This is a genomic window from Streptomyces sp. NPDC055966 (assembly GCF_042269865.1).
Lineage (GTDB): Bacteria > Actinomycetota > Actinomycetes > Streptomycetales > Streptomycetaceae > Streptomyces.
The window spans coordinates 160,238-174,557 of the sequence record NZ_JBHJYK010000016.1; the positions used below are offsets into that span (position 1 = coordinate 160,238).

At 73.9% G+C, this 14,320-nt stretch carries 10 protein-coding genes; 4 read left to right on the plus strand and 6 right to left on the minus strand.

Features of this window, described 5'->3' with window-relative positions; translation table 11 throughout:
- Positions 1–139: 139 nt before the first annotated feature.
- Positions 140–1,225, minus strand: a complete 1,086-nt coding sequence (locus tag ACFC8N_RS30875) for a M12 family metallopeptidase (RefSeq protein ID WP_362822603.1) — start codon at positions 1,223–1,225, stop codon at positions 140–142.
- Between the two features lie 95 nt (positions 1,226–1,320).
- Between ACFC8N_RS30875 and ACFC8N_RS30880 the strand changes: the two genes are divergently transcribed.
- Positions 1,321–3,045, plus strand: a complete 1,725-nt coding sequence (locus ACFC8N_RS30880) for a LuxR C-terminal-related transcriptional regulator (protein ID WP_376291500.1) — start codon at positions 1,321–1,323, stop codon at positions 3,043–3,045.
- A 222-nt stretch (positions 3,046–3,267) separates the two neighbouring features.
- On the opposite strand, the gene ACFC8N_RS30885 is transcribed toward ACFC8N_RS30880, so the two are convergent.
- Positions 3,268–5,871 (minus strand): CHAT domain-containing protein, encoded by a 2,604-nt coding sequence (locus tag ACFC8N_RS30885; RefSeq protein WP_362822605.1) that lies wholly within the window; start codon positions 5,869–5,871, stop codon positions 3,268–3,270.
- An 86-nt stretch (positions 5,872–5,957) separates the two neighbouring features.
- On the opposite strand from ACFC8N_RS30885, the gene ACFC8N_RS30890 reads away from it, so the two are divergent.
- From ACFC8N_RS30890 to ACFC8N_RS30900, 3 genes are read left to right on the plus strand one after another with little or no spacing between them, the layout of a single operon-like run.
- The gene (locus ACFC8N_RS30890) at positions 5,958–7,394 is read left to right on the plus strand and encodes a S8 family serine peptidase (RefSeq protein WP_376291502.1); all 1,437 of its coding nucleotides are present in this window, start codon (positions 5,958–5,960) and stop codon (positions 7,392–7,394) included.
- Positions 7,391–8,029, plus strand: a complete 639-nt coding sequence (locus ACFC8N_RS30895; protein WP_356038440.1) for a sigma-70 family RNA polymerase sigma factor — start codon at positions 7,391–7,393, stop codon at positions 8,027–8,029. Before ACFC8N_RS30890 ends, ACFC8N_RS30895 begins: the two co-directional genes overlap by 4 nt.
- Complete coding sequence (locus tag ACFC8N_RS30900; RefSeq protein WP_376291504.1) at positions 8,026–8,577, plus strand: hypothetical protein; 552 nt, start codon at positions 8,026–8,028, stop codon at positions 8,575–8,577. Before ACFC8N_RS30895 ends, ACFC8N_RS30900 begins: the two co-directional genes overlap by 4 nt.
- 16 nt (positions 8,578–8,593) lie before the next feature.
- Here the strand turns inward: ACFC8N_RS30900 and ACFC8N_RS30905 are convergent, their stop codons facing one another.
- The 4 genes from ACFC8N_RS30905 to ACFC8N_RS30920 form a co-directional block, all read right to left on the minus strand.
- The gene (locus ACFC8N_RS30905; RefSeq protein ID WP_376291505.1) at positions 8,594–9,817 is read right to left on the minus strand and encodes a cytochrome P450; all 1,224 of its coding nucleotides are present in this window, start codon (positions 9,815–9,817) and stop codon (positions 8,594–8,596) included.
- Positions 9,818–9,887: 70 nt separating this feature from the next.
- Positions 9,888–10,667 carry an N-formylglutamate amidohydrolase gene (locus ACFC8N_RS30910; RefSeq protein WP_376291508.1) on the minus strand — a complete coding sequence of 260 codons (780 nt, stop codon included), beginning with the start codon at positions 10,665–10,667 and terminating at the stop codon, positions 9,888–9,890.
- A 114-nt stretch (positions 10,668–10,781) separates the two neighbouring features.
- Positions 10,782–13,001 (minus strand): NADP-dependent isocitrate dehydrogenase, encoded by a 2,220-nt coding sequence (locus tag ACFC8N_RS30915; protein ID WP_376291509.1) that lies wholly within the window; start codon positions 12,999–13,001, stop codon positions 10,782–10,784.
- A 149-nt stretch (positions 13,002–13,150) separates the two neighbouring features.
- Positions 13,151–14,236: a mechanosensitive ion channel family protein gene (locus tag ACFC8N_RS30920; protein WP_376291512.1), complete on the minus strand. Its 1,086-nt coding sequence runs from the start codon at positions 14,234–14,236 to the stop codon at positions 13,151–13,153.
- Positions 14,237–14,320 lie beyond the last annotated feature (84 nt).

Below are 14,320 nucleotides of genomic sequence, written 5' to 3' on the forward strand. Positions count from 1 at the left end.
GCCCCTATTTTCCCCCCGGGTTTTTAACCCGGGGGGGGGGTTTTTTCTGGGGGGGGGGGGGGCCCCCCCCCCCCCGGGGGGGGCCGGCCCGCGGCCGCTCCCCCGGCGCCGGACTGTGGCTGTCGTCGTCCCCGTGCCGTCACCAGCACATGACCGCTGTCTCTCCCGAACCCCAGGTCGAGTACGACCGGACCCGGACGGCATAGCGGCGGCCCTTCACGAGCCGGACGCGGACGGCGGCGTTGTCCGGACTGCCGCCGTCGTCGTGCCCCGCGAGGAAACGCGGCTCCCCCTCCCGCTCCTCGAAGACCACGAGCACGGTGTCGGCGTCGCCGAAGGTGCCCACGGTGTACTCGCGGGTCTCCGGCGGCTCGACGGTGAAGTCGGCCTGCTCGCCCGGTCCGAGCCCGAGCGGCGCCGAACGGAACGGCACCAGCGCGGTCGGAGCGGCCGGGCCGGCCGGCGGATACCAGCGGAGCACGAACTCCTTGTCGGCCGGGGACGGAGCACCGGAGGGGTGCAGTCCCCCGCGGTACTGCTCCGGCTCCAGCACCAGCCCAGGCCCGAACGGAAACGCCATCACCGACTGCGGATCCCACACGGATCCGCTCGCCTCGCCCGCGTCGAGCGCGCGCAGGACGTTGGTGTCCGTCGTCTCCCGGCTCCAGAAGTTCGGCGGGCCCGCCAGTTCGGCGTACACGGCCTCGTCGTCCCAGTGGAGCCCGGCGTACGGGCTCTGGTGCTCGTGCACCATGCCGAGCGCGTGCCCGATCACATGCAGGATCGTGCCGCGCTCCTGGGGCCCCGTCACATCCCATCCCAGGTTCATGGTGCGCTCGCCCCGGCCGACCGACAGCGCTTCCCGGCCCACCGCGGACCAGGAACCACCGCCATGCTGGAACCCGATCCGCAGCTCCGCCTCGTGCCGGTCGCCGACCTCGGTGAACATGACACCGATGCCGAGCCCCTGCCACTCGCGCAGACAGTCGCGAACCGCGTCCCGTTGTGCTTCCCCACCGGCCCACGGCACCCGGCGCAGCTCCCCGGTCCCGGGAACCGGGATCACGGAGGCGTCGGAGCCGTGCTCGTAGAAGCAGTAGTGCAGGACCGTGCCGTTGACCCACATCCGCCGCCCGGCGAGCAGCGCGCCCAGCCGCTCGGCTGTCAGCCCCGGTGCGAAGTCCGGGACCGGCTGCCGTGGTAGCGAGCACAGGCGTCGGGTCATGTGCCCAGACTGCCCGTCGGCCGCGGCCGGGCGCCTGAGTCGGGGTCTACTCAAGTCACCCTGTATCAAAGCTGAGTACGCGCGCTCCTGATGATGTGACGACTTACGAACAGGACGCGACGACCCCTCGGCCGCCCTGGCCGTTCACCGGCCGGGACGACGAGCTGGAGCGGGTGCGCGGCGCATGGGCGGCCGGCCGCCGGGGCATCGTGGTGACCGGCCCGGCCGGTCACGGAAAGACCCGGCTGATCACGGAGGCGGTCCGGGGCTCCGACCACGCCCTGGTCACCGGCACGCCCGAGGCCCGGGAGCTGCCCTTCGCCGCCTTCGCGCACCTGCTGCCCGACGCCGTCTCGCCGCAGCGCGCGGTCCAGATCCTGTCCGGGGTACGGCTCCTCGTCCTGGACGACGCCCATCTGCTGGACGAGGCCTCGGCCGCCCTGGTCCACCAGCTCGCCGTGCACGGGCGTACCCGGCTCGTCGTGGCCGCGGTGGACGGGGTGCCCACGCCCGGCGCGGTCTCCCGGCTGTGGACCGGCGAACTGCTGCCCCGGCTGGCCCTTGCGCCGCTGCCGTACGAGGACGTCGTGCAGCTCCTCGCCCCCAGCGGGCTGGAACCGCTCACCGTGCGCCGCCTGCACGGAGTGTGCCGGGGCGATCTGCGGCTGCTGCGGGACCTGGTCGCCGCGCCGGCCGGCGCCGGCCTGCTGACGTCCCTTCCCGGCACCGGCGAGCAGCGCGGGCGCGGCCCGCTGCCGGTCACCCCGGCCGTGCGCGAACGGCTCGTCCCGCTGCTGGAGCGCTCCGGCCCCGGCGAACGGGAGACGCTGGAACGCCTCGCGTTCGCCGAGCCGCTCGCCCTGCCGCTGGACGGCCTCGACCTCGACGCCCTGGAGCGACTGGAGGAGGACGGCCTGATCCAGGTCGACGACCGGGCGGCGGCCGTCACCCTCGCCCACCCCCTGCACGGCCCGGCCCTGCGGGCCGTGACCGGCCGGCTGCGCGCCCGCCGGCTGACGCGTGCGCCGCGCGACCTCGGCCCCGCACTGGAGGCCGAACGGCGCGCCCTGGCACGGGGGATCGAGCGGCTGGACGTCCGGCCGGTGCCCACCCCGGTGGGGGAGTGGCTGGTCGCGGAGGGCATGCCGGTCCCGGCCGGATACGCCGCCGTACGGGCGCGGTTCGCGCGGCTGCGGGGCGAGGTACGGGACGCTGCCGCCTGGGCGCGCGAGGGGGTGCGGGAGACGCCGGGTGATGCCGCCTGCGAGGCGGAACTCCGGCTGACCGACAGTGAATTGGCGGCCCATGACTCGGACGGTGTGTTCGCCGTGTATGCGGCGGTGCGCTCGGGGAAGCCCGGGCGGGCGGTGGGGCGGCTGCCCGAAGGGAGTGTGTTCGCGCGTCACGCCGACGCGCTGCGGCGCGGTGACGGAGGCGGACTGGACCGGGCCGCCGAGGCGTTGGAGGAGCGCGGGTTCCTGCTGTTCGCGGCCGAGGCGTACGCGCAGGCCGTACGGGCGCACCGGGATCCGCGGGCGGCACGGCTCTCCCGCACCCGGGCCGTCGCGCTCGCACGCCACTGCCAGGGGGCGCGGACGCCCGCGCTGGACGGACTCGTGCTCGGCGAACTGACCGCCCGGCAACGGCAGATCGTCACCCTCGCCGCGGCCGGGCTGAGCAACCGCGAGATCGCCGAGCGGCTGACGCTGTCCGTGCGGACGGTGGGCAACCACCTGTACAGCGCGTACACCCGCCTCGGCACGGGCGACCGCGGCGCACTGCCGTGGCTGGTCGAACTGCCGGAGTGCGTCTCGGCCTAGGGGGTATCGTTTGGATCATCCCGGCGTCGCGGGGTCTGGCACGCCCTCCCCCAGAGGGGGCACCCCCAGCCGGGTTGTCGTCACTCGCCGACTCCCCCACGCTCGGCTTCGCTCGCGCGGGAGGGGCCCCACGATCCCGCTCGGGTCGGCCGATCCGCACCGTTCGTCTCGGCCGGCCTGATCCAAAAGACACCCCTTGGGGCCGACAGGCCCCAGCGGTCCTCACGCCGCCCCGAAGGCCGCGAACGCCCAGCCCGTCGCCTGGTGGAGGGGGTCGTTCGGCAGGGTCGTGCGGGCGTCGCGCAGGGCCTCGGCCAGGGAGAGGCCGGTGTCGAGGCCCTTGTGCAGGGCGAGCATCAGCGGGACCACCGCCGCGTCGTTGACCGGGGCGCTGCTCGCCACCACACCGGCCGTGCCCAGCGGGAGCAACGCGGTGACCAGGCCGAGGAGTTCGTCGGCGCCGACCGAGGCGAGGCGGGCGGTGTCGCAGCTGGAGAGGATGATCCGGTACGGGCTGCGGGCGAGGCGCTCGAAGTCGTGCACGATCAGCGGGCCGTCGGCCATCCGCAGGCTGCTGAACAGCGGGCTGTCCGCGCGGAACGTGCCGTGCGCCGCGAGGTGCGCGAGCGCCGCGCCGTCGAGGTGCTCCAGGACCCGGGGGACCTGGGCACCGGCGCCCTCCAGCACCGTCGCCGTGCCGTACCGGTCGGCCACTTCCGGCACTTCCGCGCCGCCGGTGGCGAGGCCGGGGCCGCGCACCAGGACGTGCCGGCCGCCCGGCGGCGGCTCGGTCTCGCGGGCGCGCAGCCAACTGCTCGCCGACGGCGACACGCTGAGCACCCGCTCGCGCAGCGCGGGCAGCAGCGCCCACGGCACCCGGTGCAGCGCGCCCGGCGGCACGATCACCACGGGAGCGCCGCCGAGGTGCTCGGCCGCGCCGCCCAGCAGCAGCTCCTGGAGCCGCCGCCCGCCCGCCTCCACCATCGGCAGCCGCGCCTCGGCGCCGGGGTGGGCGAGCCGGCGCAGCCCCGCCTGGACGTACTCGGCCTCCGCCAGCGCCTCCGTCAGCGCCCCGCCGGCGAACCGCCGTACCCGGCCCTGCCCGCACAGCAGGATGTGCACCCGGCCGTCCACGACGGCGAGTTCGACCAGGCGGGCGTCGCCGAGCCGTGCCAGCAGCCGGACCGTGTCGAAGCGGTCCCCCTCGTCGGACGCGGCGCCGCGGATGTGGTGGGTACGTGAGCGGATCTCCCGCTCCAGACGCCGCTGTTCCCGCTCCAGCGCGGGCACCGGGCGGCCCTCCATGCGGGCCTCCTCCGCGCGGGCCGCTATCTCCCGGTAGGCGGTCAGGCCGCTGAGCAGGGCCGGGTCGGCCGGCGGCCGGGCCGGCGGCGTGGACAGGACCGTGGCCCGCCAGCGCTCGCTCCACTCCAGCAGCCGCCGCGGGCCGCCCTGTGCGAGGCTCACCTCCTGGGCGAGCGCCGCCAGTTCGGCGCCCTGCGCGGTCGTGCGGGCACGCAGCTCGGAGGCGCCGAGCGTCATCCGGTGGTCGTCCAGCACGTCCAGGCCGCGCCGGCAGGCCTCCAGCACCCCGCGCCGGGACCCGGCGGCCCGGGCCCGCAGCGCCTGGGCGGCCCAGCCCGTCACCCGGGCCGGCGGCGGCCCGCCGTGCCGGCTGCGCGCGGCCACCGCCAGGTGCCGTTCGGCGTCCGCCGTCCAGCCCAGCGCGAGCGCGATCCGGCCCGCGAGCAGCGAGGCCTCGGGCGCGGCGGGCGAACCGAAGGAGGCGAGCTTCTCGGCGACCGCGGCCGCGTCCGCGACCAGGCGCCCCGAGCTGCGCCCGGCCGCCACCCGGGCCTCGATCAGCACCAGCCGGGCATGCGTCTCCCACCACATCCGCCGCTGGGCCGCGAACAGCCGTACGGCGACGGCGGCGCGGGCCACGGCGGTGTGCGGGTCCCCGGCCGAGCGGGCCGCGCGCGCCGCCGCCAGCAGCAGCTCGGCCTTGCGGGTGGACTGCCCGCCGATCCGGTCCAGCAGCGCGATCGTCGCGTCCGCCTCGGCCAGCGCCTCCGGGGCGAGGCCGGCCGCCATCAGCACCTCGCAGCGCCGGATGGACAGCATGTACGTCGGCGTGCCGAGCTTGGCGTAGCGCTCCTCGGCCTCGTCCAGCAGCCGCAGCGAGGCCGGGATGTCCCCGGACCGGAAGGCGGCGAGGCCGCGGCTCTCCACCGCGTCGGCCTTGTCGTGCTCCTGGCCGGTGGTGTCCCACAGCCGCTCGGCCGCCGTGAAGTCCGCGACGGCCCGGTCCACCGCGCCGAGCGCCAGGTGCACGGTGGCCCGCAGGGTCAGCGCCCGCGCGGTCCAGATGTCGTCGCCGACCTGCCGCAGCACCGGCAGCGCCCGCCGTACGTCCTCCAGCGCCTCGCGGTGATGCCCCAGCACCCACCACACGTACGCCCGCCGGTACAGCACCCGGGCCCGGGTGTGTCCGCTGCCCCGGGCGACCCCGCGCTCGAAGGAGGTGAGCCCCTGCCGTGTGCGCCCCGCGTGCACCAGTGCGACCCCGAGGGTCGCGAGCACGTCGGCCTCCCGGTCGGCCGAGTCAGCGCGGGCGGCGAGGTCCCGGGCGCGGCGCAGATGCCCGAGCGCGATCCGCAGGTCGCCGAAGTCCCGCTGCCAGATACCGAGAACCTGGTGGGCGACGCTGGCGTGCAGCGGCGGCGGTCCGGCTCGCAGCACCTGTTCCGCGCGCGCCCGGGCCTCGCCCGGGTCGGCGAAGACCAGGGGCAGCAATTCGGAAACTGACTCGCTTCCCGGCGTCACGTCTCGCATGGTAGTGGCCAGCTGTATCAGACGGTGTGCTCGGGACTCTCACTGTCGAGCACCGTCTTGTCGGGGGAGGAGACACCATGGCACCACAGCGCTTCCACGAGCAGTTCGACCACATCCAGCGGTCCATGCCCGGCACCGCCCTGGCGATGGGTCCGGACGACTCCGGGCACTTCCTGTACGAGCGGGGAGTCGTCCTCGCCAGGGACGGCGAGGAGGCCCGGCTCGTCGAGGACACCGTGCGCGCCCACTTCACGGTGACCGCGGGGCTCGTCCCCGACCACGTGCGCCGGGACGGCCCGCAGACCAACCGCACCGGCGTCACCCGTATCCGGATCGGCGACCCTGCCGAGGGCGACGACGCCGTGCCGCACGCCCTGCGCGCCCTGCGCGAGGCCGAGGGCCGCCACGGCCGGCGGCTGGTGAGCCGCAACCACGTGGTGCACATCGCGGTCAACGCCTGCCCCGGCGACGAGCCGGTGCCCGTCGCACGCGCCCGGCAGGCCAACCCGGCCGTCGCCGAGGACCGGCACGGCGCGCGGAGCGACGAGGGCCGCGTGGGCGTCCTCGTGATCGACACCGGCCTCGTGCACGACCACGCGGCCTACCCGCCGCTCGCCCACACCACGGGCGACGACCAGCCGGCCGAGACCGACGCCGACGGGGTGCTGCGCCAGTACGTCGGCCACGGCACGTTCATCGCCGGGATCCTCGCGGCCGTCGCGCCCCACACCGAGGTGACCGTCCGCAACACGCTGAGCGACGCGGGCGCCATCCTGGAGTCGGAGTTCGGCGCCCGGCTCTTCGACGCGGTCGACGGCGGAGGCTGGCCCGACATCATCAGCCTCTCCGCCGGCACCACCACCGAGGGCGTCACCGACGGCCTCATCGGCCTCGACGCCTTCATGGCGGAACTGCGCGAGCAGCGCACCCTGCTGGTGGCCGCCGCCGGGAACAACTCCAGCCACGCGCCGTTCTGGCCCGCCGCCTACGCCGGCCTGCCCGCGTACCGGGACAGCGTCCTGTCGGTCGGCGCGCTGAGCGCGGACGGGGAGTGCGAGGCCTGCTTCAGCAACCACGGGCCCTGGGTGCAGGTCTTCGCCCCGGGCGAGCGCCTCACCAGCGCTCTCACCGGCTTCGACACGCCCGTGCCGTACGTCTACCAGCACTCCACCTACGAGGCCTGCCGGTTCGACTACGACTACGCCTGCACCTGCCAGTTCCCGCGCCACACCGGCGCGTTGAGCGAGAGCCGGGAGAGCACCGGCGCCAAGCCGCACCAGGTGATGTTCGACGGTCTCGCGCAGTGGAGCGGCACGTCGTTCGCCACCCCGGTCGTCGCGGGCCTCGTCGCCGCGCACATGACGGCGTACGGGGAGCGCGACCCGCGCGCCGCCCGTGACGCGCTGCTCGCGGCGGCCACCGGCAGCGCGGAGGTGCGCGGGGCGCGCGTCCCGGTGCTCAGGCCGCCCACCTGGCGTCCGGCCGCCGTCGTCGACCCGGCGGTACCGGTATGAGGTCCGGAACGCTCCACTCCACGGCGTACGATGACGTGCCGTACACGAGGGGTGGAGCCGTGGACCGTACAGAGGTCGGGGGGTTGGTCCAGTCCGCCGTCGACGGGGACGCCGCGGCCTGGAAGGCGCTGGTGGAGGGGATGAGTCCGCTGGTGTGGTCGGTGGTGCGCGCACACCGGCTCTCCGACGCGGACGCCCATGAGGTCTACCAGACCGTCTGGTTCCGCTTCGCCCAGAACCTGGGGCGGATCCGCGAGCCGGACAAGGCCGGTTCCTGGCTGGCCAGCACGGCCCGGCACGAGTGCCTGAAGGTGCTCAAGAGCCTGACGCGGCTGACCCTGACGGACGATCCGCAGGTGCTGGACCGGGCCAGCGACGACCGGACACCGGAGGAGTCGCTGATCGACTCGGAGGAGGCGGCGGACCGTGCCGAGCGGGTGCGCCGCCTGTGGCAGGAGCTGGAGGGGATGGGCGAGCGCTGCCGGCAGCTGCTGCGCGTGCTGGTCTCGTCCCCGCCGCCCAGCTATGTGGAGATCTCGGCCGCGCTCGGTATCGCGGTCGGCAGTATCGGGCCTCTGCGCCAGCGCTGTCTGCGCCGGCTGCGGGCGCGAATGGACGCACGAGGTGCGGCATGAGCGGCAATGACGGCAACGGCGTGCCCCCGGAGGGCGCGGACGAAGCGGACGGTTTCGCCCCGGCGGGCGCGGACGACGAGGGCGTGCCGTCCGACGAGGACGCGGGCGACGGCGGGTTCGCGATGGCGCTGCTGGAGGAGGAGCTGCGGCAGGCGGCCGCCGTCCTGGACCCTGTCCCGGACATTCTGCGCCAACTGGCGCTGGACGCCTACGCGTTGCACGACCTGGACGCGCAGATCGCCGAGCTGACCTTCGACTCGCTGGTGGACGCGCTGCCCATCAGGGGCGTCACGGATCCGCCGCGGATGCTGACGTTCCGGTCCGGCGAGGTGACCGTGGACGTCGAGGTCACCGAGGGCGGGCTGATCGGGCAGGTGATGCCGGCGGGGTCGGCGCGCATCGAGGTGCTCGGCGGCCCGCAGACCGCCCGCCCGGTCATGGTCGACACGCTCGGCCGCTTCACCAGCGACACGCCCCCGGCCGGCCCGTTCGCCCTCAGGCTGCGGACCGGCGCCGAGGTGATCGTCACCGAGTGGCTGCGGGCCTGAACCCGGGCCCGCGCGGTCAGCCGGACCAGGTGACGGGCAGCGTCCGCGGGCCGCGGATCATCGTCCGGTGCCGCCACTGCACCTGCTCCGGCGGCACGGCGAGCCGCAGTCCGGGCAGCCGCTCCAGCAGCGTGTCGACCAGCAGTTCGGTCTGCAGCCGGGCCAGCAGCGTTCCGGTGCAGAAGTGCGGGCCGTTGCCGAACGCCACGTGCGGGTTCGGCTCGCGGTCGGGGTCGATGCGGTCAGGGTCGGGGAAGACGGCCGGGTCGCGGTTGGCCGCGAGGTAGGAGACATACACCGGCTCGCCCGCGGCGATCCGGTGGCCGGCGATCTCCACGTCCTGAAGCGCGATCCGGGACAGTCCGACCGAGCTGCGGTGCGGGATCCACCGGAACAACTCGTCCAGCACCGGGCCGCGCGCGTCGGGACGCGCCCGCATCCGCTCCATCAGTTCCGGCCGGGTCAGCATCAGGTACAGCATCTGGCCGCAGTTGTTCGTGACGGCCTCGCCGCCGATCTGCAGCGGTCCGGCGAGCCCGACGGCCTCCTCCTCCCGGACGTCCCCGCGCGCCACGGCCGCGCCGAGCATCGAGTAGACGTCCTCGCCCGGACTCGCGGCCCGGGCCCGGATGGTCTGGGTGATCCACCCGTACAGGCCCTCCTTGGCCCGGCCGGCCGCCTCGGCCCCGTTGGTGGAGATGATCTCCCGGGTCCAGGCGTGCACCTGTCCCCGGTCGGCGGCGGGCACGCCCATCACCTCGCTGACGACGCTGAGGGGGAACGGCTCCAGCACCCGCTCGATCAGCTCGGCGGGCGGACCGTCCCGTACGACCCCGTCCACCAGGTCGTCCAGGATCTCCTGGGCGCGGGGCCGCAGCCGCTTCATGGCGCTGACCGTGAAGGCGCCGGCCACCGGCTTGCGCAGCCGGTTGTGGTCGGGCTGGTCGGCCCAGGCGAGCGAGCCGGGACGGGGAGCGAAGTTCGGTGCCATGCGGGTGACCTGACGACGCGTCACCTCGGCGCGGCTGAAGCGCGGGTCGTTGGTGATCAGCTTCACGTCGTCGTAGCGGGTCGCCAGCCACGCCCAGCCCTCGCCGAACGGCAGCCGGATCCGGGTCAGCGGCCCCTCGCGCATGAGGCCGGCGAGGCACGGGTCGAAGTCCGTTCCGTCCAGGTCGGGTGTGGACCAGTCCCGCACGGGCGGCGGGGCCTGGCCGGTGAGCGTGGTCTCCTCGGTCATGCACTCCACCCTGGTACGGGGGCGGGGCGGTGTCCTGCGGGAGTGCTCCAGGCGGGGTGCCAGACGCGTGTCAGACGGTGTCGACGAGCGCGGCCAGCGCCCCGGCCAACCGCTTGAGTCCCGGCCCCGCCGCCCCTCCCGGCTCCGTCATGTAGGTGTCCCGGCGGATCTCCACCATCAGGGCGCCGACCCGGTTGTCCCCGCCGTAGAACTCCAGGGGCACGTACGTCCCGGCGAACGGGCTGTCCAGCCCCGTCTCCCCGCAGGCCGCGAACGCCTCGCGGGCGGCCCCGGCCAGCCGCGGCGGCGTGTGGAAGGCGTCCGTGCCCAGGCACACCGCGGGACGCGGGCCCTCGGCGTGCAGCTCGTAGGGCAGCGGTGCGGTCGGGTAGGAGTGCACGTCGATGATCACGGCCCGCCCGGTCGCCGCCAGCCGGTCCGCCACCGCCTCGGTCATGGCGCGCGCGTACGGCCGGAACCAGCGCTCCAGCAGGGGCTCCGGATCGGTGTCCGGCCGGCGCAGCTCGCCCTGGTGCGTGGTCCGGGTGTACACGGCGCCCATGCCGACGGCCGCCATCTCCTCGCGCTCGTCCGGGAACCGCTCCGGGTCCACGACCAGCCGGGACAGCCGGTTCACGAACCGCCACGGTGTCAGTCCGGCCAACGCGGCGGCACGCTGGGCGAGTTCGGCGGTGTGGGCGTCCGTGATGTGGTCGAGCTCCCGCTCCAGCGCGGCCTCGTCCAGGACGATGTCGCGGCGCACGTCCGCCGGGATCGCCCGCGCCGAGTGCGGCACGTGCAGCAGGACGGGCGAGTCGGGGGCGCCGGGGAGCAGTTCGAAGGAGGGCACGTATGACTCCGGAGGCCGGGTGACCAGGTCGCAGGTCACCGAGACGGCTCCGCCCCGGCCGGGAGGTACCGGCCGGGGCGGAGTGCGGCACGGCGGGCCGGCCGCCGTGGGCGGTCAGCTCAGGGACGCGAGCATCGCGTTCCAGGTGGCCGACGGGCGCATGACCGCGTCCGCCTTGGCCTGGTCGACCTGGTAGTAGCCGCCGAGGTCGGCCGGCTTGCCCTGGACGGCGTTCAGCTCGTCCACGATCTTCTGCTCGTCGGCCGCGAGGGACTCGGCGAACGGCGCGAAGGCCTTGGCCAGGTCGGCGTCGTCGGTCTGCCGGGCCAGCTCCTGCGCCCAGTACAGGGACAGGTAGAAGTGGCTGCCGCGGTTGTCGATGCCGCCGACGCGACGGGTCGGGGACTTGTCCTCGTTGAGGAAGGTCGCCGTGGCGCGGTCGAGGGTGTCGGCGAGGACCTTGGCACGGGCGTTGCCGGTGGCCTCGGCGTACTGCTCGAAGGACGGCACCAGGGCGAAGAACTCGCCCAGGGAGTCCCAGCGCAGGTAGTTCTCCTTGACCAGCTGCTGGACGTGCTTCGGCGCGGAACCGCCGGCGCCCGTCTCGAACAGGCCGCCGCCCGCCATCAGCGGGACGACCGACAGCATCTTGGCGCTGGTGCCCAGCTCCAGGATCGGGAAGAGGTCGGTCAGGTAGTCACGCAGCACGTTGCCGGTCACCGAGATGGTGTTCTCGCCGCGGCGGATGCGCTCCAGCGACAGCTTGGCGGCCTCGACCGGGGAGAGGATCTTGATGTCCAGGCCCTCGGTGTCGTGCTCGGGCAGGTACGCCTTGACCTTCTCGATGATCACGCGGTCGTGGCCGCGGGTCTCGTCCAGCCAGAACACCGCCGGGTCGCCGGTGGCGCGGGCGCGGGTGACGGCCAGCTTGACCCAGTCGCGGATCGGGAGGTCCTTGGTCTGGCAGGCGCGGAAGATGTCGCCCTTGGCGACGGCCTGCTCCAGGACGACGTTGCCGGCCGCGTCGACCAGGCGGACCGTGCCGTCGGCCGGGATCTCGAAGGTCTTGTCGTGGGAGCCGTACTCCTCGGCCTTCTGCGCCATCAGGCCGACGTTCGGGACCGAGCCCATGGTCGACGGGTCGAGGGCGCCGTGGGCGCGGCAGTCCTCGATGACGGCCTGGTAGACGCCCGAGTAGCTGTGGTCCGGCAGGACGGCGAGGGTGTCGGCCTCCTGGCCGTCGGGACCCCACATGTGGCCGGAGGTGCGGATCATCGCCGGCATCGAGGCGTCCACGATCACGTCGGACGGCACGTGCAGGTTGGTGATGCCCTTGTCCGAGTCGACCATGGCGAGGGCCGGGCCGTCGGCCAGCTCGGCCTCGAAGGAGGCCTTGATCGCGTCGCCCTCGGGCAGGTTCGCCAGGCCCCCCAGGATGGTGCCGAGGCCGTCGTTCGGGGACAGGCCGGCGGCGGCCAGCGTCTCGCCGTACTGCGCGAAGGTCTTCGGGAAGAAGGCGCGGACGACATGGCCGAAGATGATCGGGTCGGAGACCTTCATCATCGTGGCCTTCAGGTGCACGGAGAACAGCACGCCCTCGGCCTTGGCGCGGGCGACCTGCGCGGCGAGGAACTCCTTGAGCGCGGCGACGCGCAGCACGGCGGCGTCGACGACCTCGCCCGCGATGACCTTCAGGGGCTCGCGCAGCTCGGTGGCGGTGCCGTCCGCGCCGACCAGCTCGAAGCGGAGCGTGCCGTCCTCGGCGATGACCGCGGACTTCTCGGTGGCGGCGAAGTCGTTCTCGCTCATCGTCGCCACGTTCGTCTTGGACTCGGCGGTCCAGGCGCCCATGCGGTGCGGGTGGGTCTTGGCGTAGTTCTTCACCGAGGCCGGGGCGCGGCGGTCGGAGTTGCCCTCACGCAGCACCGGGTTGACGGCGGAGCCCTTGACCTTGTCGTAGCGGGCGCGGATCTCGCGCTCCTCGTCGGTCTTCGGGTCGTCCGGGTAGTCCGGCAGCGCGTAGCCCTTGCCCTGGAGCTCGGCGACGGCGGCCTTCAGCTGCGGGATGGACGCCGAGATGTTCGGCAGCTTGACGATGTTGGCCGCGGGGGTCTTGGCCAGCTCGCCCAGCTCGGCCAGCGCGTCGGGGATGCGCTGGTCCTCGGTCAGGTACTCCGGGAAGTGGGCGATGATGCGCCCGGCCAGCGAGATGTCGCGCGTCGTGACCGGCACACCGGCCTGCGAGGCGTACGCCTGGATCACCGGCAGGAACGAATGCGTCGCCAGGGCCGGGGCCTCGTCTGTGTAGGTGTAGATGATGGTCGAGTCAGTCACCGGGTGCTCCGCTCCACGTCTGCAACATTGCTCGACATCAAGATATCTCGTGATCGGGGTCGGCTCGACAGGGGTCCGCGATCGGGCCGGCGTTTTCCGATCTCCCGGTGCCGCCGGCCGGGACGCTTCCGTTGCATCGAACGTATGCGCTATTCCGTGGCTGCCGGGATCACGTCCTCCCCGCTGCGCTGCTGCGGAATCACCACCGCTCCCTGCTGGAGCGCCACCGTGCGGGCCGGGGCCGGGATGCGGATGCCCTCCTCGTGGTAGCGGCGGTGCAGGCGCTTGATGAACTCGTGCTTGATGCGGTACTGGTCGCTGAACTCGCCGACGCCGAGGATCACCGTGAAGCCGATGCGGGAGTCGCCGAAGGTGTGGAAGCGGACGGCGGGCTCGTGCTCCGGGACCGCTCCGGGGACCTCGCGCATGGTCGCCGCGACGACCTGCGAGGTCACCCGCTCCACGTGCTCCAGGTCGGAGTCGTACGCCACCCCGACCTGCACCAGCACCGTCAGCCGCTGCTCGGGGCGCGTGAAGTTGGTCATGTTGGCCTTGGCGAGCTGGCCGTTGGGGATGACCACCAGGTTGTTGGAGAGCTGGCGGACCGTCGTCTGGCGCCAGTTGATGTCCACCACATAGCCCTCCTCGCCGCTGCTGAGCCGGATGTAGTCGCCCGGCTGGACGGTCTTGGCGGCCAGGATGTGGATGCCCGCGAAGAGGTTGGCGAGCGTGTCCTGGAGGGCGAGGGCCACCGCCAGACCGCCCACGCCCAGGGCGGTGAGCAGGGGCGCGATGGAGACGCCGAGCGTCTGCAGGACGATCAGGAAGCCGATCGCGAGGACCAGGACGCGGGTGATGTTGACGAAGATGGTCGCCGAGCCCGCCACGCCCGAGCGGGACTGGGTGACCGTGCGGACCAGGCCGGCGATCACCCGGGCCGCGGACAGGGTCACCACGAAGATCAGCCACACCTGGAGGACCTGGTCGGTGTGGTGCTGGACCGTGCGGGTCAGAGGCAGTGCGGCCGCCGCGACCGCCGCGCCGCCTGCGATCGCCGCCCACGGCACGACCGAGCGCAGCGCGTCCACGATGACGTCGTCGCCGCTCCACTTGGTCCGCTTGGCGTGCTTGGCGAGCCAGCGCAGCACCGCGCGCGACAGGAAGGCGAGCAGCAGGCCCGCGGCGAGCGAGATGCCGGCGAGGACGAGGTCGTCCAGGGTCAGCGCGCGGTTCACCGGTCACCTCCGGGTCTCGCGGCGGCTGCGGGGTGGGGAGGACGCGTCACGTGATCACCTGCTCGATGTGCGGGATGTGCGAGC